This window comes from Promicromonospora sp. NPDC023805, assembly GCF_040639635.1.
Classification (GTDB): Bacteria; Actinomycetota; Actinomycetes; order Actinomycetales; family Cellulomonadaceae; genus Promicromonospora.
This window is the reverse complement of the sequence record NZ_JBFAAH010000019.1, coordinates 12,081-31,625: the sequence shown is the minus strand read 5'-3', so window position 1 is coordinate 31,625 and position 19,545 is coordinate 12,081. Positions and strand designations below refer to the sequence as shown.

The 19,545-nt window shown below is 71.3% G+C and carries 20 protein-coding genes and 1 riboswitch; of the genes, 8 read left to right on the top strand and 12 right to left on the bottom strand.

Going from position 1 to position 19,545, the window contains the following annotated elements; translation table 11 throughout:
- The first annotated feature begins 33 nt into the window (after positions 1-33).
- Positions 34-930 carry an NmrA/HSCARG family protein gene (locus AB0F70_RS18465; RefSeq protein WP_357451259.1) on the top strand — a complete coding sequence of 299 codons (897 nt, stop codon included), beginning with the start codon at positions 34-36 and terminating at the stop codon, positions 928-930.
- Positions 931-992: 62 nt separating this feature from the next.
- On the opposite strand, the gene AB0F70_RS18460 is transcribed toward AB0F70_RS18465, so the two are convergent.
- Positions 993-1,373 carry a helix-turn-helix domain-containing protein gene (locus AB0F70_RS18460; protein WP_357451256.1) on the bottom strand — a complete coding sequence of 127 codons (381 nt, stop codon included), beginning with the start codon at positions 1,371-1,373 and terminating at the stop codon, positions 993-995.
- Positions 1,374-1,506: 133 nt separating this feature from the next.
- Between AB0F70_RS18460 and AB0F70_RS18455 the strand changes: the two genes are divergently transcribed.
- Both AB0F70_RS18455 and AB0F70_RS18450 read left to right on the top strand, forming a co-directional pair.
- Entirely contained in the window at positions 1,507-2,442 is a 936-nt protein-coding gene (locus AB0F70_RS18455) for an NAD(P)-binding domain-containing protein (RefSeq protein ID WP_357451253.1), read from the top strand.
- The gene (locus tag AB0F70_RS18450) at positions 2,439-3,329 is read left to right on the top strand and encodes an NAD(P)-binding domain-containing protein (protein WP_357451250.1); all 891 of its coding nucleotides are present in this window, start codon (positions 2,439-2,441) and stop codon (positions 3,327-3,329) included. Before AB0F70_RS18455 ends, AB0F70_RS18450 begins: the two co-directional genes overlap by 4 nt.
- Positions 3,330-3,391: 62 nt before the next feature.
- Here the strand turns inward: AB0F70_RS18450 and AB0F70_RS18445 are convergent, their stop codons facing one another.
- The 11 genes from AB0F70_RS18445 to AB0F70_RS18395 all read right to left on the bottom strand — a co-directional run bounded on the left by AB0F70_RS18445 (position 3,392) and on the right by AB0F70_RS18395 (position 14,828).
- Positions 3,392-4,627, bottom strand: a complete 1,236-nt coding sequence (locus AB0F70_RS18445) for a glycosyltransferase (protein ID WP_357451247.1) — start codon at positions 4,625-4,627, stop codon at positions 3,392-3,394.
- A gap of 1 nt (position 4,628) precedes the next feature.
- Positions 4,629-5,774 (bottom strand): glycosyltransferase family 1 protein, encoded by a 1,146-nt coding sequence (locus AB0F70_RS18440; RefSeq protein WP_357451244.1) that lies wholly within the window; start codon positions 5,772-5,774, stop codon positions 4,629-4,631.
- Between the two features lie 159 nt (positions 5,775-5,933).
- Positions 5,934-7,241 carry a hypothetical protein gene (locus tag AB0F70_RS18435; protein ID WP_357451241.1) on the bottom strand — a complete coding sequence of 436 codons (1,308 nt, stop codon included), beginning with the start codon at positions 7,239-7,241 and terminating at the stop codon, positions 5,934-5,936.
- 42 nt (positions 7,242-7,283) lie between these two features.
- Positions 7,284-8,195 (bottom strand): hypothetical protein, encoded by a 912-nt coding sequence (locus AB0F70_RS18430; RefSeq protein ID WP_357451238.1) that lies wholly within the window; start codon positions 8,193-8,195, stop codon positions 7,284-7,286.
- Positions 8,192-8,854 carry a response regulator transcription factor gene (locus AB0F70_RS18425; protein WP_357451235.1) on the bottom strand — a complete coding sequence of 221 codons (663 nt, stop codon included), beginning with the start codon at positions 8,852-8,854 and terminating at the stop codon, positions 8,192-8,194. The genes AB0F70_RS18430 and AB0F70_RS18425 overlap by 4 nt, the downstream gene beginning before the upstream one ends.
- Positions 8,842-10,242 carry a histidine kinase gene (locus AB0F70_RS18420; RefSeq protein ID WP_357451232.1) on the bottom strand — a complete coding sequence of 467 codons (1,401 nt, stop codon included), beginning with the start codon at positions 10,240-10,242 and terminating at the stop codon, positions 8,842-8,844. Before AB0F70_RS18420 ends, AB0F70_RS18425 begins: the two co-directional genes overlap by 13 nt.
- A gap of 97 nt (positions 10,243-10,339) precedes the next feature.
- Positions 10,340-11,560: an acyl-CoA dehydrogenase family protein gene (locus tag AB0F70_RS18415; RefSeq protein WP_357451230.1), complete on the bottom strand. Its 1,221-nt coding sequence runs from the start codon at positions 11,558-11,560 to the stop codon at positions 10,340-10,342.
- 49 nt (positions 11,561-11,609) lie between these two features.
- The gene (locus tag AB0F70_RS18410; protein WP_357451227.1) at positions 11,610-12,761 is read right to left on the bottom strand and encodes a Gfo/Idh/MocA family oxidoreductase; all 1,152 of its coding nucleotides are present in this window, start codon (positions 12,759-12,761) and stop codon (positions 11,610-11,612) included.
- Positions 12,762-12,780: 19 nt separating this feature from the next.
- Entirely contained in the window at positions 12,781-13,467 is a 687-nt protein-coding gene (gene pnuC, locus AB0F70_RS18405; RefSeq protein WP_357451225.1) for a nicotinamide riboside transporter PnuC, read from the bottom strand.
- A gap of 113 nt (positions 13,468-13,580) precedes the next feature.
- A riboswitch (FMN riboswitch) is annotated at positions 13,581-13,718 on the bottom strand.
- A gap of 92 nt (positions 13,719-13,810) precedes the next feature.
- Positions 13,811-14,563: a helix-turn-helix domain-containing protein gene (locus tag AB0F70_RS18400; protein ID WP_357451222.1), complete on the bottom strand. Its 753-nt coding sequence runs from the start codon at positions 14,561-14,563 to the stop codon at positions 13,811-13,813.
- A gap of 70 nt (positions 14,564-14,633) precedes the next feature.
- Positions 14,634-14,828, bottom strand: a complete 195-nt coding sequence (locus tag AB0F70_RS18395) for a hypothetical protein (protein WP_357451219.1) — start codon at positions 14,826-14,828, stop codon at positions 14,634-14,636.
- 23 nt (positions 14,829-14,851) lie between these two features.
- Here AB0F70_RS18395 and AB0F70_RS18390 point away from each other — a divergent pair, with 23 nt between their 5' ends.
- From AB0F70_RS18390 to AB0F70_RS18370, 5 genes are all read left to right on the top strand, one after another.
- Entirely contained in the window at positions 14,852-15,469 is a 618-nt protein-coding gene (locus AB0F70_RS18390) for a disulfide bond formation protein DsbA (protein ID WP_357451216.1), read from the top strand.
- 52 nt (positions 15,470-15,521) lie between these two features.
- Complete coding sequence (locus tag AB0F70_RS18385) at positions 15,522-16,451, top strand: LLM class F420-dependent oxidoreductase (protein WP_357451213.1); 930 nt, start codon at positions 15,522-15,524, stop codon at positions 16,449-16,451.
- 110 nt (positions 16,452-16,561) lie between these two features.
- Complete coding sequence (locus AB0F70_RS18380; protein WP_357451210.1) at positions 16,562-17,425, top strand: alpha/beta hydrolase; 864 nt, start codon at positions 16,562-16,564, stop codon at positions 17,423-17,425.
- A gap of 41 nt (positions 17,426-17,466) precedes the next feature.
- Positions 17,467-18,729: a solute carrier family 23 protein gene (locus AB0F70_RS18375; RefSeq protein WP_357451207.1), complete on the top strand. Its 1,263-nt coding sequence runs from the start codon at positions 17,467-17,469 to the stop codon at positions 18,727-18,729.
- Positions 18,730-18,824: 95 nt separating this feature from the next.
- Positions 18,825-19,511, top strand: coding sequence for a TetR family transcriptional regulator (locus tag AB0F70_RS18370; RefSeq protein WP_357451204.1), 687 nt, complete (start codon positions 18,825-18,827; stop codon positions 19,509-19,511).
- Positions 19,512-19,545: the final 34 nt, after the last annotated feature.

Sequence of the window (19,545 nt, the reverse complement as noted above, 5' to 3'; positions counted from 1 at the left end):
CAACCCGATTCTAGTCACCTCGGAAAGGTCACCATGACTCAGCACGACAAGACCATCCTGGTCACCGGTGCCACCGGCAAGCAGGGCGGCACCACGGCGCGGCGGCTCCTCGACGACGGCTGGCCGGTGCGCGCGCTCGTCCGCGACCCGGAATCCGCATCGGCCCGAGAACTTGCCTCGCACGGCGCCACCCTGGTTCGCGGCGACCTCGACGCGCCCGACACACTCGCGGGAGCAGTGGCAGACGTCTACGGCGTCTTCGCCGTCTCACCTGCTGCCTTCGGGCCGCAAGGCTGGGATGTCGACCTCGAATACTCGCGAGGGCGGGAACTGGTCGACGCCGCGGCGTCCGCAGGCGTGCGGCACTTCGTCTTCACCTCGATCGCGACTGCCTCTGGGCCGGGGCTGTCCGGCTCGGACGGCAAGGTGCGAATCGAGGAACGCATCCGCGACAGCGGCATGCGCTGGACGGTGCTGCGGCCCGTGCGGTTCATGGAGAACTATCTGCTGCGCGGGTCGCCGGTTGACGGCATCCGCGACGGCGTGCACCGCCACCTGTTCCACCCGCTGATGCCGATGCAGATCATCGCGCTCGAGGACATCGCGGTATTCGCGGCGCTGGCTTTCGGGGATCCGGACCGCTACGACGGTAGGGCGCTGGAGCTGGCCGGCGACGAGCCGACGCCAGAGGAGGCGGCTGCGGCGATCAGCGGCGCGATCGGTCGTCCGGTCCGATACCGGCGGATCGAGCTGGCGGAGGCGGAGGCGTTCGGCGCCGAGATCGCACAGACCTGGCAGCTGTGGGAGGACGGGAACACCTGGCAAGCAGACCTCGCCGAGCTCCGGCGGCTTCACCCAGGTCTCAAGACCCTTGACGACTGGCTGACCGACCCGGCCGTGGACCACGTCCGACAGCTTCTCGACGACTAGGAAGACGTCACGCGGGTCGAGGCCGAGACGCTCAGACGCGCGAGGTCACCGCCGCCCGATCGTCACGGCCGCGGCAGCGCCGCGGCGTCAGCGTGCTCGACCAGGTCCGACCGCTCCCGCCGGAGCCGCTCGACACCCCAGGCTCCGAGCGGGGCGAGGGCGGCGTTGAGCGTCCGGCCGTGCTCGGTGAGGGAGTACTCGACGCGCGGCGGCACCTCCGCGTAGACCTGACGGCGGACGAGTCCGTCTGCCTCCATCTCGCGCAGGTGCTGCGTGAGCATCTTCTCGCTGACGCCGGGCAGGCCGCGCCGCAGCTCGGCGAACCGGCGCACGCCGTGCTCGTCGAGCTCCCAGAGGATCAGGCCCTTCCACTTGCCGCTGACGACGTCGAGCCCGGCGTCGATGCCGCAGATGTAGGGGCCGTTACGCGGTGACTTCGCCATCGGGCGCTCCTCGTGAGGGTGTGGGACCGGGTACGCACCAATTGGTAAGTACCCCAGTAATTAGTGGGTACTTCCACGATCGTACGTCCCTCGCCGAGCATGGTCGCGTACCGACCTACCGAGGAGATCTTTGATGACCGAACCTCAAGGCACCGGCGTCACGGTGCTGGGCCTGGGCGCGATGGGCAGCGCTCTCGCCACCACCCTGCTCGACGCCGGCCACGCCGTGACCGTCTGGAACCGCACCCCCGCCCGCGTCGTCGGCCTGAGCGCGCGGGGCGCCGAGGCGGCGTCGGCGATCAGTGCGGCCGTCACGGCCAACGAGCTGATCATCGCCTGCCTGTTCGACCACGCTTCGGTGCACGAGACCCTCGACCCGGTCGTCGCCGAGCTGCGGGGGCGCACGCTGGTGAACCTGACGACCACGACGCCGAACGAGGCACGCGAGCTGGCCACCTGGGCGGCCGGGCACGGCGTCGAGTACCTCGACGGCGCGATCATGGCGACCCCGCACATGATCGGTGCCCCGGAGGCATCGATCCTGTACAGCGGCAGCCGCGAGGTCTTCGACGCCGTCCGGCCGGTGATCGACCGGTGGGCGACGAGCACCTACGACGGCGAGGATGCCGGCCTGGCCTCGCTGTTCGACCTGGCGCTGCTCTCTGGCATGTACACGATGTTCGCCGGGTTCCTCCACGGCGCCGCGATGGCCGGTTCCGCGGGCATGAGCGCCACGGACTTCGCGGCGCGCGCGACGCCGTTCCTCAGCGCGATGACGTTCGGCTTCGCCTCCGACGCCCGCGTGATCGACGGCGGCGACTACACCGTCGCCGGTCAGCAGAGCCTGGACTTCTCCGACCTCAGCCACATAGTGCGCGCGAGCGAGGAGCAGGGCGTCGAACCGACACCCATCGCCGCGGTACAGGAGCTGATCAGCAAGCAGATCGCCCAGGGCCACGGCGCCGAGGCCTTCGCCAGGATCTACGAGAGCCTCCGGGCCGACCGCACCGACGGCGCGGACCACACCCGCAGCCCGGACAGCACCGAACTCACGGAGGCCCACCGATGAACGCACCAGTCACCCTGATCGGCCTCGGCCCGATGGGTCAGGCGATGGTCCACGCCCTGCTGCGCGCGGGGCACCCGGTCACCGTCTGGAACCGGACCCCGAGCCGCGCCGCCGACGTCGTCGCGGCCGGCGCCACCCTTGCCGCCACACCCGCCGACGCCCTCGCGGCGAGCAAGCTCGTCATCCTGAGCCTCACCGACTACCAGGCGATGCACGACATCCTGGGACCCGCGACGGAGGCGCTCGCGGGCCGCACGATCGTGAACCTCAGCTCCGACTCGCCGGACCGCACCCGCGAGGGTGCCGCATGGGCCGAGGAGCACGGTGCGCGCTTCCTGACCGGCGGTGTCATGACGCCGGCACCGATGGTCGGCACCGAGGCGGCATACGTCTACTACAGCGGCCCGAGCGACCTCATGGAGGCCCACCGGGAGGCGCTCGCGACGATCGGCAGGCCGCGTTATCTCGGGGAGGACCTGGGGCTGGCGCAGCTCATGTACCTGGCCAACCTCGACGTGTTCCTGACCTCTCTCGCGTCGCTCATGCACGCCACGGCGCTGCTGGAGTCGAGCGGGGTCACCGCCTCGGCGGCGATGGAGGAGCTGATGCTCACGCTGGTCGGGGTCGGGGAGATGCTCGCGGTCGGCGGCAGCCCCGGCGCGCAGATCGACGCCGGCGAGCACCCCGGCGACCTGAGCACGGCCACCATGATGGGCGCGACGGCGGACCACGTGGTCGCCGCGAGCGAGGCGGTCGGCGTCGACACGGCCCTCCCGGCGGCCGTCCAGGCGTACTACACCTGGGTCCGCGACAACGGTCACGGGGGCGACAACTGGACCCGGATCATCGACGCGATGCGGCCGCGGAACGGGACACCTGCGGCCTGAGGCCCTCGGGCGAGAACGGGGTTGTGTCCGCGACGGGCGACGTCGCGTGCACGACCCCGTTCTCACACCTGGTGCTGGGACGGCTCCAGGCGGGCCAGCTCGGGGAGCACGGGGTCAGGCTTCAGGTCGAAAGCCCTGCGGGAGTGCAGCTCGAGCATCGCGTCGCCGGTTGCACTCCACGGGAACAGCTCCGCGCGCGCTCGGGCGGCCTTGCGGCGTCCGGGCACGTCGCGGTCCAGCACCTCGTGCAGCGCGAGGGCGAGCGCGGCGGCGTCCGGCGGTGCGGCGGCACCGGCAGTACCGACCACCTCGGGCAGGGCGCTCGACGAGCTGCAGACGACCGGCGTCCCGGACGCCAGCGCCTCGAGCGCCGCGAGCCCGAACGTCTCGATCGGCCCGGGGGCGATGACGACGTCGGCGCAGGTCAGCAATGTTGCGAGCCGGTCGCGGTCCGGGACGAACGACAGGAACCGGTGCGGCAGCCCCGCGGCCTCGGCCCGGCGACGCATCTTCGGCAGGAGCGGACCGGCGCCCGCGACGACGAGCCGCACGGGCCGGCCGTCCCGCACGAGCTGCGCGGCGGCGTCGATCGCGAGGTCCGGGCGCTTCTCCGCGGACTGGCGGCTCGCGAGCACGATGAGCGCGGTGCCGGGCGGTGCGTACAGCGCGCGGGCCTCGTCGGAGTACCGGTCGGGCCGGAACCGTTCCAGGTCGACGCCGAGGGGTACCCGGTAGAGCGGCGGGAGCGCGGCGGACCGGTTGCGGTCGGCCAGGCGTTCCACCTCGCCGGCCGCGAAGTGGGTGGTGGCCACCAGGAGGTCGAACCGGGTGAGCGTGGCGAGGTTGTACCGGTCGGCCAGGACCGGCGCCGCGGCCGCACCCAGCGTGGCCGCCCGACCGCCTGCCGCGGCACCGGGGATCCAGGAGCGCAGCACCCCGTCGACCCGCTCGTGCAGCATCATCAGCGACGGGATCCCGGCCTCACGGGCCCAGTCGCCCAGCCCCGCGAGGGTGGTGCGGTCGCTCACCTCGAGCCGGTCGGGCGCGAGGGTCTCGAGCAGCCCCCGCATCTTGCCCGGCTGCACCACCGCGCGGTAGCCGCCGGAGAACGGCACGCGCGGTGCGGCGAGGGTGACCACCCGGATGCCGTCCACGAGCGATACCCCGTCCCGCTTGCCCGGCACGACGAGCACAGGTTCGTGCCCCCGGGACAGGTACTGCCCGGCCATGGCGTGCATAGCGGTTCGGATACCCCCGGAACGGGGGCTGTAGAAGTTCGCGACGTGGACGATTCGCAAGTCAGACCTCCGCTGAGCCGGCTCTCGCGTGCACCCGGACCGCGTCCTCGTAGTGGCCCATGAGCTCGGAGCAGATGTCGTGCCACGTGCGGCCCTCGGCGCGTTCGCGAGCGGAGGTGCCGAAGGCGCGCCGCTTGCGTTCGTCGCCCACCAGGTCGACGACGCGGGCGCGGAGCGTCTCGTGGTCACCTGGAGGGTACAGCCAGCCGTCGTGGGAGTGCCGCACGATGTCCAGCGGGCCGCCGGCGGCGGGTGCCACCACCGGAACCCCGCTGGCGTGCGCCTCCTGCAGCGTCTGGCCGAAGGTCTCGAGCTCGCCCGGGTGCACGAACACGTCGAGGCTGGCCATCGCCCGCGACAGCTCGGCCCCGCGCAGCAGGCCCGTGAAGTGGGCCTCCGGGAGAACCTGCTGCAGGTGCTCCCGCTCGGGCCCGTCGCCGACTATCACGAGCCGCACGCCAGGCAGGTTCTGCACCACACGCAGCGCCTCGACCTGCTTCTCGGCGGCGAGCCTGCCCACGTAGCCCACGAGGATGTCGCGTCCGGCGCCGATCTTGCGGCGCCACGCCTCGTCCCGGAACCGCGGGTGGAACACCTCCGTGTCGACCCCGCGGCCCCAGAGCCGCAGGTTGGGGATGCCGTGCTCCTCGAGCTGCCGCATGGTCGCGGTGGACGGCGCGAGCGTCATCGTCGCGCGGTCGTGGATGTCCTTCACCCGCTTCCACAGCAGCGGCTCGAAGCCACCCAGCCCATAGCGCGCCGCATAACCGGGCACCTCGGTCTGATAGACGGCGACGCTCGGCAGCCGCAGACGCTCGGCGGCCAGGATGCCGCGCCACCCGAGGATGAACGGTGACGCGAGGTGGACGACGTCGGGCGCGAAGGTCGCCAGCGTGCGCTCGGTGCGCCACTTCTTGCCGACCACGAGCCGCACGTCGGGGTACCCGGGAAAGCCGATGGAGCCGAGCTCGACGACCGGGGCGCCGCTGACGAAGGGAGGGACATGACCGATCGAGGCGTCCGCATCGGGCGCGAGGACCATTGCCTGGTCCCCCCGCTCATGCAGGTGCTCGAGAACCCGCAGGACGGAATTCGTGACCCCGTTGACCTGCGGGAGAAAACTCTCCGCAACGATGGCTACTCGCACGTTACGAACCTGCCGGTCGCCGGTGTCCGGACGGAGTCTGCAGTGCGGCGATCCGAGGAACGGGTGGCGTCGAGACGGTAACCGCTACACACGATGTCACGTTCCCGACCGTAGCCGAGCCATCACGCAACTGGCACGGCGAACCCCTTGACCGACCCCTTAACCCGTTCTGGAGACCGCCCGACGCGACCAGGCGACCTGAACCAGCCGGATGATCGCCCCGATCATCAGGGCGACGAGGAGCACGTTGCGCAGGGCTCCGATGCTCGTGGCCAGCGGGAATCCGCCCAGGAACTCGCCGTACTGGAGCGGGTAGATCTCCATGGTGAGCCGGGCGACCACGATGGTGCCGAGAGCGGGCAGGAACCAGGTGCGGCGGGTGCCCTGGCTGCGGGTACCGAGCGCGATCGCCGCGGCGATGGGCGGCCCGATCCACGCGATGAACTGCGGGGAACCCACCTTGTTGAAGACGATGAGGGCCAGCAGCTCCGCGGTGGCACCGATCAGCAGCACGTCGCCGACGCGGTCGGGCCGGCGTCGTGCCGCCCACCAGACGAGCGCCGCGATCAGCAGCGCGGCGACGGGGAGCGCGAGGTCGAGCGCCTGCGCGACCGCGTCGGCCTGGGCGCCCTGCACCTCGTACGTGTAGATGACGTTGTCGTACTCGACCCGGATCGAGGGGTCCCAGAGCCGTGCCACCGTGAACGGGGTCGCGCCGACCGCCTCGACCTGCAGCTGGCGCTCGCCCTGCTCCCCGAACACGTCGAGCACGTTGTCCTGCCCGCCACCCGCTACGGCGACACCGGCGACCACCGCGCACACAGCGGCGCCCGGCAGCACCACGTTCCGGAGGAGCCCCTTGGCGCCCGACGCCGTCGCGGCCAGCGCGAGGGCCACCGCACCCGGGGCGATCTTGATCCAGGCGCCGATGGTGGCCAGCGCCATCGCGAGCGCCGGACGCTTGGCCGCGACGAGCAGCGCCACGAGGATGATCGGGGCGAGCAGGCCGTCGAGCCTGCCGATCCAGATCGGCCCGAGCGCCATGAGGAAGGCGAGCCAGAACCAGACGGCGACCCTTCCGCGCGGGCGTGCCCGGCCGAGCACCAGCACCGCGCCGGCGTTCGCGACGGTGACGAGGCCCATCCACACCCAGTCGTAGCCCTGCGTGGACTCGGTCAGCAGTGCGGGGACCACCATGGGCGCGAGAGCGCCGAGCGGATAGACCCAGTCGTAGTCGAAGACCGGCCACGACCCGGTACTCATCCCGTTGCGGACCCACCACTCGTACAGGCCCACGTCGCCGAGGATCTGCGGTTCGAAGACCCAGGCCTGCAGGATGATCCAGGCGTGGGCCAGCACGAAGCCGATCCACAGGGCCGGCCACGAGGTGAGCACATGGTTGGCGGACCGCAGGACGTCCTTGCCCACGGCCTTGGGCGTTGGCGAAATGTCTGACGCGCTCGGCACGGCCACATCCTTGCACGTGCTGGATGACCGACCTGTCCGCGGCTACCTGTCGAGGTAGGCCACGTCGCCGTTGGAGCTGCGGATCTCGACCGTGCGCTCGGCGTCGGGGTCGGTGGATCCTTCGATGATCTGGTCGCCGTTCGACGTGTCGATCGTCAGGGCTACGGGCTCGCCGTCGCCGACGACCGTGACCTCGCCGTTGCTGGACACGCCGTAGACGTCGCCGTCGACCGCTGAGATCTCCACCGAACCGTTGCTGGTGTCCGCGGAGGCGTCGCCGGTCACCGAGCTGATCGTGATCTCGCCGTTGCTGCTGTCGGTGGTGACCGTGCCGTCGATGTCGGCGACCGAGATCTCGCCGTTCGACGTCGAGGCGTCCACGTCGGCCTGGGAGTCGCTGACGTCGATGTCGCCGTTGCTTGAACGGGCGTTCAGCGGGCCGGTGAGCCCGGTGGCCTCGACGTCGCCGTTGCTCGTGTCCAGGGACAGGTCACCGGCCAGGCCGGTCGCCACGATGTCACCGTTCTCCGTGCGGATCACTACCTCGGTGCCGGCAGGCAGCTCGACGTCGAGCTCGCCCGAGCAGCGCGGCAGGGCGATGAACCAGCCGCACCGGTGCGTGAGCTCGAGCCGGCTCGCGGACTCGTCGGTCGAGTACGTGGGCTCCCGCAGGCCGCTGTGGGCTATGACGTCGACCTCGATGTCGCCCTCGGCGGCGGTGACGGTGACGTCGCCGTCGGCCACGAGCTCGACGGTGTCCACGGCGTCGTAGGACTGGTGGGTGGTGCGGGTCTCCGACATCATCAGGTCGGTCAGGAACAGTGCGCCCAGGACGATCGCGGCGAGGGCGAGAGCGATGCCTGCGGCCGACAGGACGCGGCCGGTGGCGCCGCGCTGCGGCGGCTCCGGTGCGTCGGCGAGGACCGGGGCGTCCTGGGGATATGGCTGGTTCATGAGCGGGATCCGTTCTGGTCGAGCCAGCGCAGCACGGCGAGCACACGGCGGTGGTCGTCGGGGGCCGGCGGGAGGCCGAGCTTGTTCAGGATGTTGGTGACGTGCTTCTCCACCGCGGCCAGCCCCACGACGAGGCGGTCCGCGATGGCGGCGTTGGAGCGGCCCTCGGCCATGAGCGCGAGCACCTCGCGCTCCCGCCGGGTCAGTACGTCGAGGTCGGATCCGGGGTGCCGCGCGATGATCTGCGTGACCACCTCGGGGTCGACGACGGTGCCGCCGCCGGACACCCGGGCTACCGCGTCGAGGAACTCGTCGACGTCGGCGACGCGGTCCTTGAGCACGTACCCCAGGCCGCGGGCACCACGCGCGAACAGCTCCGTCGCGTAGCTCTGCTCCACGTACTGCGACAGCACGAGGACCGGCAGATCAGGGTGCAGGCTGCGCAGGTGCACGGCGGCGCGCAGCCCCTCGTCGGTGTGCGACGGCGGCATCCGGACGTCGGTGACGATCAGGTCCGGCAGCTCGACGTCGGGCGTGGAGAGCGCGCGGACGAGCGCGTCCGCCGTGCCGTGCCCCGTCACGGTGTGCCCCTCGGCGGCGAGCAGCCGGGTGAGGCCGTCCAGGAGGAGGACGGAGTCCTCAGCGATCACGATGCGCACGGGACCTCCACGGTCAGGCGGGTGCCCGCACCGGGCGGGCTGTCGAGCTCGAACGTGCCGTCGAGGGCCAGGACACGGCCACGCAGGCCTTCGAGGCCGCTGCCGTGGGACAGCTCGGCGCCGCCGCGGCCGTCGTCGTGCACGGTGATGCGCAGGCGCACCGGGTCGTCGTCGGGCACGAGGACCGCTACTACCCGGACGGAGTCCGCGCCCGCGTGCTTGGCGACGTTGGTCAGGGCCTCGGCGACCACGAAGTAGGCGGCGGCCTGCGCGGCGGCGCTCGCGGGCGACAGGTCACCGGTGACCTCGACGCGTACGGGCACCGGGCTGCGCCCCGCGAGGGCGGAGAGCGCGGCGTCGAGCCCGCGGTCGGAGAGGACCGCGGGGTGGATGCCGCGCACCAGGTCGCGCAGCTCGGCGAGCGTCTCCTTGATCTCGCGGTGCGCGAGCTCCAGGGCCGCTACCGCGTGCTCAGGATTCTTGTCGGCCAGCCGGCGGGCCACACCGAGCTCGACGCCGAGGGCGACGAGCCGCTGCTGGGCGCCGTCGTGCAGGTCGCGTTCGATGCGACGGCGTTCGGTGTCGGCCGCCGAGACGACCGCGGTGCGCGACTCGGTGAGGACCACCGCCCGTTCCCTGGCGGTGTGTGCGGACGCCTCGGCGAGGCGCGTCTCCTGCTCGGCGGCGGCGGCGCGGGCGTGGGCGATGTCCGCGGCGGACGGTCCGAGCAGGAACGTCGCGAGGCGCAGGACGAGGTACGACCCGTACTGCGCGAGGGCGGCAGCGGCCCACACGAGCAGGACGGCGCCGGAGAGCGCACCGACGACCGCTGCGGGCCACGACAGGCCAGACCAGTCCGCGAGGGCGCTGTCCCTGCCGAGTGCCACGAACACGAGCGCGGCGGCGGCCCCGCCGACCAGCGCCGCGGCGACCGAGAAGAGGAAGGAGCCGACCAGCATCGCGAGGAAGGAGTAGAGGGTGGCGGCCCACGCCCGGTTGTCGCGGACCGGCGCCCACAGCGTCGACCCGAGCCTGCGCCGGGCGGGAACCCGGAGCGGCGGCGGGGCGGGGATCGTGATCCCCGTCTGGATGGCGATGCGGGCGCGCTCGACGCCGCCGAACCACCGTGCGCCGATCAGGGAGGCGGCGAGGAGCGGCAACCCGACGCCGAGCGCCGGGACGAGGCCGGCGGACACCACGACGAGGACCCACAGGACCAGCCCGCCCGTCAGGTGCCAGAGCGAGCCGACGGCGAGGGCGGCGAAGGCTCGCCAGGTGGCTGCGTCGTACGGCGCCCGGAAGAACGCGGGGGCCGAGACGAGTGCGGGCGCGACGCGGTCCTCGAGGGTGCGGGGCTGGGGCGGCGTCGGGCCGTCATCGCTGGTCATGTGCATGACACTAGGCCGACGCGCGGCGCCGCGACATGCTGCCGCCCCACGGCACGAGGGTGGGGTTTCCCCTACCCCCGGCCCGTTGGCGGAGCGATCAGGCGAACGCGCTGGTGCCCGTGATCTCGCGGCCGATGATCAGTGCCTGCACGCTCTCGGTGCCCTCGTAGGTGTGCAGGGCCTCGATGTCGGTGAAGTGCCGGGCCACGCGGTTCTCCAGCAGGATGCCGTTGCCGCCGAGCAGGTCGCGGGCGATGGCCGCGATCTCGCGGGCGCCGCGCGTGCAGGTGTACTTGGCGAGCGAGGCCTGCGGGCCCGTGAGCTGCTCGGCCTCGTCGAGCCGCGTCATCTGCTTCACGAGCAGCTGGATCTGCGTGAGGATCGACAGCATCTTGGTGAGGCGCTCCTGCACCATCTGGCTCGCGGCCAGCGGGCGGCCGAACTGCGTGCGCTGCTTCGAGTAGGCCACTGCCGACTCGTAGCACGCGACGGCCTGGCCGACTGCCTGCCAGGCGACGCCGAGGCGGGTCGCGAACAGCACGCGCCCGGTGTCCTTGAAGGTGCGGGCCTTGGGCAGGAGGTTCCCGGCCGGGACGAACACGTCGTTCAGCACGATGTGCGCCTGGTGGATGGCGCGCAGCGAGACCTTGCCCTCGATGGTCGTCGCCTCGTACCCGGGGGCGTCCTGCGGCACGATGTAGCCGTGCACCTGGCCGTCCTCGCCACGCGCCCACACGACAGAGATGTCGCCGATCGAGCCCAGACCGATCCACTTCTTCTCGCCGTTGATGACGTAGCCCTCTACGCCGTCCCGCGTCTCTGGCACTGCCGACGTCTCCAGACCCACCGAGTCCGAGCCGTGCGTGGGCTCGGTCAGCGCGAAGGCGCCCAGGATCTCGCCGCGGGCCATGGGGCCCGCGTACTTCTCGATCTGCTCGTCGGAGCCGAGCATCACTATCGAGCGCAGCGCGAGGCCGCCCTGCACACCGCAGATGGTGGAGACCGAGCCGTCGCCGCGCGACATCTCCATCGCGGCCAGGCCCTCGGCCATCTTGGAGATCTTCGGGTAGCCGGGCACGTCCACGCCGTCGCGCAGGAAGTCCAGCTCGGCCATGCGCTTGACCAGGTCCAGCGGGACCTCGTACCGCTCCCAGTACCCGTCGATGACCGGCAGGACCTCGTCCTGCACGAACTGGCGGACGGCGAGCTGGTGTGCCCGCTCCTCCTCCGTCACGTCGGCGAAGGCGCCGGCGAAGTCGATGTCGAGCGGTTGCGAGACGTCGTAGTCGGGCGCCGTCACACCTGGGGTCTGAGTCATGGTTCCATGGTGCTCCGGTACTGGATCTCAGGTCAAACGATACTAGGTCTCACATCTGGGCCTGGTCGGCATGGCGGCAGGCCCGCCCGTCGGCCCACGGCTGCGGCTGGGTCCGCACTCGTTCGCCCGACGCCGCCGCGCGCCGCACCTCGAGCTGGAGGTACTGGTCCTGCGCGGCCTCGGCCACCGAGTACGGCGACGGCGCCCCGAGCAGGACGTGGTCAGCCATGTCGGCGACGATGCGCGCGATCGACAGCTCGTCGTCCGGCAGGCGGGCCGGGCGGAAGGCGTTGCGGTACAGCCAGTCGCCGTCGAGCGTGTAGCCGCGCAGGAACAGGCCCTCGTGGCTGCCAGCCCCGCCCGCGGCCACCCGCTCCAGCGTGGAGCGCCGGGGGAGCCCGTCGGCGCCGACGTGCCGCACGACGTCGTCGCGCAGCTCGCCGCGCTCACCGCGGACCAGCAACGCGGGGGAGCGGACCCAGGAGCGGTACTGGACGTCGTCGAACTCGTAGGTGCCGAGCCTGCCGTCGAAGTCCAGCCATGCGGTCGCGTGCACCGTGTCGACGAGGTCCAGGTCCTCGGGATCGCCCGCGCGGCTGGGGCTCGGCAGCACGCGGCGCGCATCGCGCCGGGCCGTGATCGTCGCGTCCTCGAACGTGACGCCCAGGGCCCGGCGCAGCACGCTGACGCCGTGGTAGTCGTGCGCCACGGCGACGTGCGCGTCAGTCACCGGCCCCAGCAGCCCCGAGCCGGCGACCGCGAGCTGCGCCCCGACCAGCGGCTCCAGGCGGTACTGCTCGGCGACGTGCACGCAGGCGCCGTCGTCCACGAGTCGCTGCAGCGCCGTCAGCTCCTCGACCGTGCCCGCCGCGGGTGTCTCCGTCAGGACGGGGACGCCCGCGGCGGCGAGGTCGCGGATCACCGGCTGGGCGGCGCCCGCCGGCAGGGTCAGCAGGACGACGTCGGGCCGGCCGCCGGCGAGCAGCTCGGGCACCGAGGCGTAGGCGGGCGCGGGAAGCCCGGGCAGGCCCGCGGCGGAAAGGCCGCGGGCCGCCAGCTCCGCGCGGTCCGCCGCGTTGCGGGTGGCAATGCCGACCACCTCGAAGTGGTCGGGCAGCGCATGCAGCACCCGCAGCATGGTCCGGGCCCGGAAGCCCGAGCCGACGATCCCGATCCTGGCCGTGCGGTCCCGTGAGGTCACGGAGCCCGACGCTACGCCCTCAGGCGGTGGCGACCGCTGGCTCGTCCGGCTCCGCGCTCTCACGGCGGCTGATGCGCCACCACGCGAAGAACCCGAACAGCGTGAACAGGCCGTAGACGAGGTACATCAGGGCGGTCGCCCAGTACCCGGCGGAGAACAGCAGCGGGACGCCGACCAGGTCGACGGCCACCCAGACCAGCCAGAACTCGACCCAGCCCTTGGCCATGCCGTAGGTCGCGAGCACGGAGCCCATGAAGATCCAGGCGTCGGCCCAGACCGGCTCGTACGAGCCGAGGGTGCGGAAGAGCGGGGTGAGGAGCAGCGTGCCGGCGAACATGCCGGTCACCAGGCCCACGCGGGCCTGCCAGGAGGCCCAGCGGGGGTGCACCGCCACCGTGCCGACGCCGCCCAGTCGCTGGGTCTGGCGCCAGCGGTACCAGCCGTAGATCGACACGGCGATGAACATGATCTGCCGGCCGGCCTGGCCCAGCATGTCCGCTCGCGTCGCGTCGCCGAACCAGGAACCCATGAACACCGTGAAGAGCAGGATGTTGCCCACGATGCCCACCGGCCAGGCCCACACCTTGCGGCGCAGGCCGCCGAGCGCCGACGCCAGGCCGAACAGGTTGCCGATCACCTCGCGCCAGTAGATCTGCTGGTCGGCGACCAGGAACGTCGCATCGTAGGCGGCGCGGAACCAGTCCATGTCTCTTCCCTCTCCGAAGGTCCGCACACGGGGACTCCGGGGTGAGGGTCGGCGCGCCACAAGGACACCGACGACGGCGCGAGACGGCACCCCGAGGGGTGGCGGCGCGCGCCGCACGTGCTTCCTCCCATCCGGACTTTAACCGTCGGTCCCGGAGTTTCACCAGGTCAACCGAGCCTCTCCCGAAGGAGCGACGCGGGTCGCGGACTGTCACCGCCGGCTCGGAATTTCACCGACCCCGGAGCACGTGTGCATCTGCTGCACTTTGAGCTACTTCACTGCTGCTAGCGGAACACAGGATGCCACGACCCCATTCCCGCGCGGAAGATCCGGCGCGAGCGGGCTAGGCCAGGGCTTCCCGGACCGCGCGAGCCACCTCGTCCGGCCCGGCACCCCCCGAGACGACGGTCACGACCACACGGCGGCCCGACGGCGCGCCGCCGCCGCCCGCCGGAGCGTGGCCCGCGGCGCCGAGGACGGCGGCCCGCCGCAGGTCGGCGAACGCCTCCTCGAGCTCGGGCCGCAGCTCGAGCGACGGCGTGCGCAGCCAGCGCCGCAGTATCGCGTTGTGCACCGCGACGACGGACGCCGCGAACGCTATCGACGCCGTGGACGTCGACCGCTCCGGCGGCAGCGTGTCGCGCAGGTAGTGCGTGAACGCCCGCTCGTAGCGGTGCGTGGTGATGAGCTCGCGGTCGCGCAGGGCAGGGACCTGCTGCAGCAGGGCGTACCGGGCGAGCGACGTCTCGCGCTGGCCCACGTGGTGGTCGAACACCATGCGTGCCGCGCGGCACACCTCAAGGTATGGGTCGATGTCGGGGTCCCAGGCGCGGCCGAGGTCGTGCCCGGACTCCTCGCTGGTGCGGGCGTCGGGGCGGGTGGCGGCCAGCATCACCACCACCTCCTCGAGCAGGAGCTCGTGGTCGGCGAAGACCACGTCCTCCTTCGAGCGGTACCGGCGGAAGAACGTGGCCCGGCTGACCTTTGCGGCGTCGGCGATCTCCTCGACGGTGGTCCCCTCGTACCCCTGCCGGGTGAACAGGTCCACCGCGACGTCTACTGCCTGCGCATGCGTGTGGGTACGGACGGCGGTCATGCCAGGCAGGCTACCGCGTACCCCTCGGGGCGCGGGAAAAATCCTTGAGCGATACGTGGTGGTCAAGGCGCTAGTTTTCCGGGTTCGAGATCTTGCCGGACCGGAGTCTGTGCAGGTAGCGCACCTCGCGCACGGCCATAAGGAGGCCGAGGCCACCGGGTACCGCCGACCACGGATGACCCAGTACAACTCCGACAAGGCACACCAGAAAGATCACCCCACCGCCGACGACGGTGGCGAGACTCGCCCAACGGATCCCGGTCACGCAGTGAGCGTAGTCTGCTGCGCGTGACCGAGATCGCTGCCAAGCCCGTCGTCGACGTCTACGTCGACCCCATGTGCCCCTTCGCCTGGATCACGTCGCGCTGGGCCCTCGAGGTGGCGCAGCTCCGCGACGTCGACCTGACCTTCAAGCTGATGAGCCTGTACCTGCTGAACAAGGACAGGGACATCCCGGAGAGCTACCGGACGCGCATCGAGACGTCCCGCGGCATCGGCCGCATCGCCGCGGCCGTCCAGACCGACCACGGCCCCGAGGCGTTCTCCGCGTTCTACACCGCCGCGGGCACCCGGATCCACAACCAGCAGAACAAGGACTTCGACGCGGTGGCGGTCGAGGCCCTCGCCGAGGCCGGCCTGCCCGCCGACCTCGTCGCGGCAGCGACGTCCACCGACTACGACGAGGCGCTCGCGGCCTCCCACGAGGCCGGCATGAAGCCCGTCGGCGACGACGTCGGCACGCCCACGATCCACGTCGACGGCGTCGCGTTCTTCGGCCCGGTGCTCACGCGCATCCCGCGCGGCGAGGAGGCGGCCGCCCTGTTCGACGCCTCCGTGACGCTCGCGCGGTACCCGTACTTCTACGAGATCAAGCGCTCCCGCACGACGGACCCCGCCTTCGACTGAGCCCCTTGGTCGCTCGCGGCCGATGTCGGTGGGGCGTGGCATCGTTGAGGCCATGACTCTTGACCTGCGTATCTTCACCGAGCCCCAGCAGGGTGCGACGTACGACGACCAGCTTGCTGTCGCCCAGGCGACCGAGCGCCTCGGGTTCAGCGCGTTCTTCCGGTCTGACCACTACCTCGCCATGGGTGACGGCGACGGCCTGCCCGGCCCCACCGACTCCTGGATCACGCTCGCGGGTCTCGCCCGCGACACGTCCACCGTGCGGCTCGGCACGCTGGTGTCCTCGGCGACGTTCCGCCACCCCGGCGTCCTCGCCATCCAGGTGGCGCAGGTGGACCAGATGTCCGGCGGCCGCGTGGAGCTCGGCCTCGGCACCGGCTGGTTCGGGGCCGAGCACAGCGCGTACGGCATCCCGTTCCCGGACAAGCGGTTCGACATCCTCGAGGAGCAGCTCGCGGTCATCACCGGTCTGTGGGGCACCCCGGTGGGCGAGAAGTTCTCGTTCTCCGGCGAGCACTACGAGATCGTCGACTCGCCGGCCCTGCCGAAGCCCCTGCAGTCCAGGATCCCCGTGCTCATCGGTGGCGGCGGCCCGCGCCGGACGCCCGCCCTCGCGGCGCGGTACGGCGACGAGTACAACCAGGCGTTCCCGGAGATCGACGCGGTCGGCCCGCGCATCGAGGTCATCAACAAGGCACTGGCCGACGCCGGGCGCGCGCCCGGGTCGCTGGTCCAGTCCGTCGCGCTGGTCGCCGTCGTCGGCCAGGACGAGGCCGAGTTCACCAAGCGTGCGGCGGCGATCGGCCGCGAGCCCGCTGAGCTGCGCGAGCACGGCATCGCCGGGACGGTCACCGAGGTCGTGGACCGGCTCAAGGCGCTGGAGGCCGCGGGGATCCAGCGCGTCTACCTGCAGATCATGGACCTGGCCGACCTGGACCACCTCGACCTGATCGCGCGCGAGGTGCGCCCGCAGCTGGGCTGACGTGCACCGTCCGCCTCTGGTCCGAAATTACGGCTAGCGCAGGCCGGGCGGAGAGTTTCTTCTTATGGTCGTCTCGGCCGTGCTTGCCGCGACACACATCGGAGAACTCAATGCAGAGCTTTTCTCGTGCCGTCCGAGCCGCTCTCGCGGCGACCACGCTCGTCGCAGGAACCCTCGTAGCAGTGCCCTCCGCCGTCGCCGACGACAGCTATCAGCGCGGACCCGACCCGACAGTGGAGAGCATCGAGACGGCCCGGGGCGCCTTCGAGATCGGGACAGCAGTCGTCACGCGTGCCGCCGCCGAGGGTTTCGGCGGCGGCACGGTGTACTACCCCGTCGACACCTCCGAGGGCACCTTCGGCGCGGTGGCGGTGTCGCCGGGCTACCGGTCCTCGCAGGCCGCGGTCGCCTGGCTGGGTCCGCGCCTCGCGTCGCAGGGTTTTGTGGTGATCACGATCGACACGCTCCGCCTGTCCGACTCGCCCGACCGACGCGGTGACCAGCTGCTCGCCGCGCTGGACCACCTGCAGCGCACCGAGCTCGCGGACCGGATCGACCCCGGCCGGCTCGCCGTGATGGGCCACTCGATGGGTGGAGGTGGCAGCCTGGAGGCCGCCAAGGACTACCCGGCGCTGCAGGCGGCGATCCCGCTGGCGCCGTGGAACACCGACAAGTCCTTCCCCGAGGTCACCACGCCGACCCTGATCATCGGCGCCGAGGACGACAACATCGCGCCGGTGCGGTCGCACTCCGAACGGTTCTACGAGTCGCTGCCGGCGGACGGCGACAAGGCGTACCTGGAGCTGCGTGACGCTTCACACTCCGTGCCAACTACCGACAGCACGACCATCGCCAGGTACAGCCTGTCCTGGCTCAAGCGTTACGTGGACGACGACGAGCGGTACACGCAGTTCCTCTGCCCGCCCCCCGTCCCGGACCAGCTGATCGGTGAGTACCGCAGTACCTGCGGCTAAGATCCGCGCGACACCCCCGTTGCGAGATCAAGGACAACACCATGCGACTCGGCTGGAAGCTGCACGGCGACGGCGCCCGCATCACCCCCGGTGAGGTGGTCGCCCCCGACGAGCGGCTGAGCTGGCCGCGCACCATCGGGATCGGTCTGCAGCACATCGTCGCGATGTTCGGCGCCACGTTCCTGGTGCCGGTCATCACGAAGTTCGACCCGGCGACCACGCTGTTCTTCTCGGCGATCGGCACCATCGCCTTCCTGCTGATCACGGGGAACAAGCTGCCGAGCTATCTCGGGTCCAGCTTCGCGTTCATCGTGCCGATCGGGGCGGCGACGGCGTCCGGCGGGCAGTCGGTGGCGCTCGGTGGCATCGTCGCCACAGGCGTGCTGCTGGCGCTCGTCGGCGTGGTGGTGCACTTCGCGGGGCCGCGCTGGATCCAGATCGCGATGCCGCCCGTGGTGACGGGTGTGATCGTGGCCCTGATCGGCCTCAACCTGGCGCATGTGGCGTGGGAGAACTTCCAGGTCTCTCCGGTGACGGCGGTGATCACCCTGGCCTCGATCATCCTGATCCAGGTCCTGTTCCGTGGTCTCGTCGGTCGGCTGGCGATCCTGCTCGGCGTTGTCATCGGGTACGTCGTCGCCTCGTTGCGCGGCGAGGTCGACCTCTCGGAAGTGCGGAAGGCTGACTGGTTGGGTCTGCCCGACTTCGTCGCGCCGTCGTTCGACCTGAACGTGCTCGGCCTGTTCCTCCCGGTGGTGCTGGTGCTCATCGCCGAGAACGTCGGCCACGTGAAGTCGGTGGCCGCGATGACCGGCCGCAACTACGACCCGCTGACCGGGCGTGCGCTCCTGGCCGACGGCGTCGCCACGACCCTCGCCGGCCTCGGCGGCGGCTCCGGCACCACCACGTATGCCGAGAACATCGGCGTCATGGCGGCGTCCCGGGTGTACTCCACGGCGGCGTACTGGGTCGCCGCGTTCGGCGCGCTGCTGCTCAGCCTCTCGCCGAAGTTTGGTGAGCTGATCGCGAGCGTCCCCGAGGGCGTGCTCGGCGGGGTCACGACCATGCTCTACGGCATGATCGGCATCCTGGGCGCACGCATCTGGGTGCAGGCAAAGGTCAACTTCTCGGACCCGGTCAACCTGACGACGGCAGCCGTGCCGCTCGTCATCGGCATCGCGGGCTTCACGTGGACCGTAGGCGACCTGGAGTTCGGCGGCATCGCCCTCGGCACCGCCGCTGCCCTGGTGATCTACCACGTCATGGGCGCCATCGGGCGCTGGCGAGGCACCGCCCAGGGCTGACCACGCGGGTCTCAGGCGCACGGATCGCACCCGGTGATCCGTGCGCCTGACTCATGTCTGGACACCGGACTGAACGCGTGGTTAGCATGTTGAACATGCGTTCAGCCAGTGCCGCAGAAGCGGGCAGCGGAGAGTCGAGCACGAGCGACCTCACCGCGCGCGCCCGGATCCGCGACGCCGCGATCAACCGGTTCGCGGTGGAGGGCTTCGGCGCCTCGGTGCGCGCCATCGCGTCCGACGCGGGCGTGAGCGCGGGCCTCGTCATGCACCACTTCGGATCGAAGGACAAGCTGCGCGCCGAGTGCGACGCGCACCTGCTGGCCACGATCGGCAGGCTCAAGCGCGAGAACGTCGCCGAGGCCGCCGCGGGCCACAGCTTCTTCCACAAGTTCGCGGCCGTCGACGAGAACGCGCCCATCGTCGGCTACGTGCTGCGGTCCATGCAGGACGGCAGCGCCCTCGCCCAGGACTTCATCGGCCACATGGTCGACGACGCGGTGGGTTACACCAAGGACGGCGTAGCGGCGGGCGTGATCGTGCCCAGCCGGGACGAGGCCGCGCGGGCCCGCTACCTCACTCTCTCGTCACTCGGTGCGCTGCTGCTCGAGGTGACGCTCAACCCGCCGTCGGACCCGAGCGACCTCGCGGGGATTGTCCGCGGCTACTTCACGAACAGCTACCTGCCGATGATGGAGCTGTTCACCGAGGGCTTCCTCACGTCGCGCCGCATGCTCGACGAGTACCTGATGTACGTGCCGGACCCGCCGTCGGGGGAGGAGTAGCGCCTGCCCATCCCCTTCCGACGTCCGAGAGCGA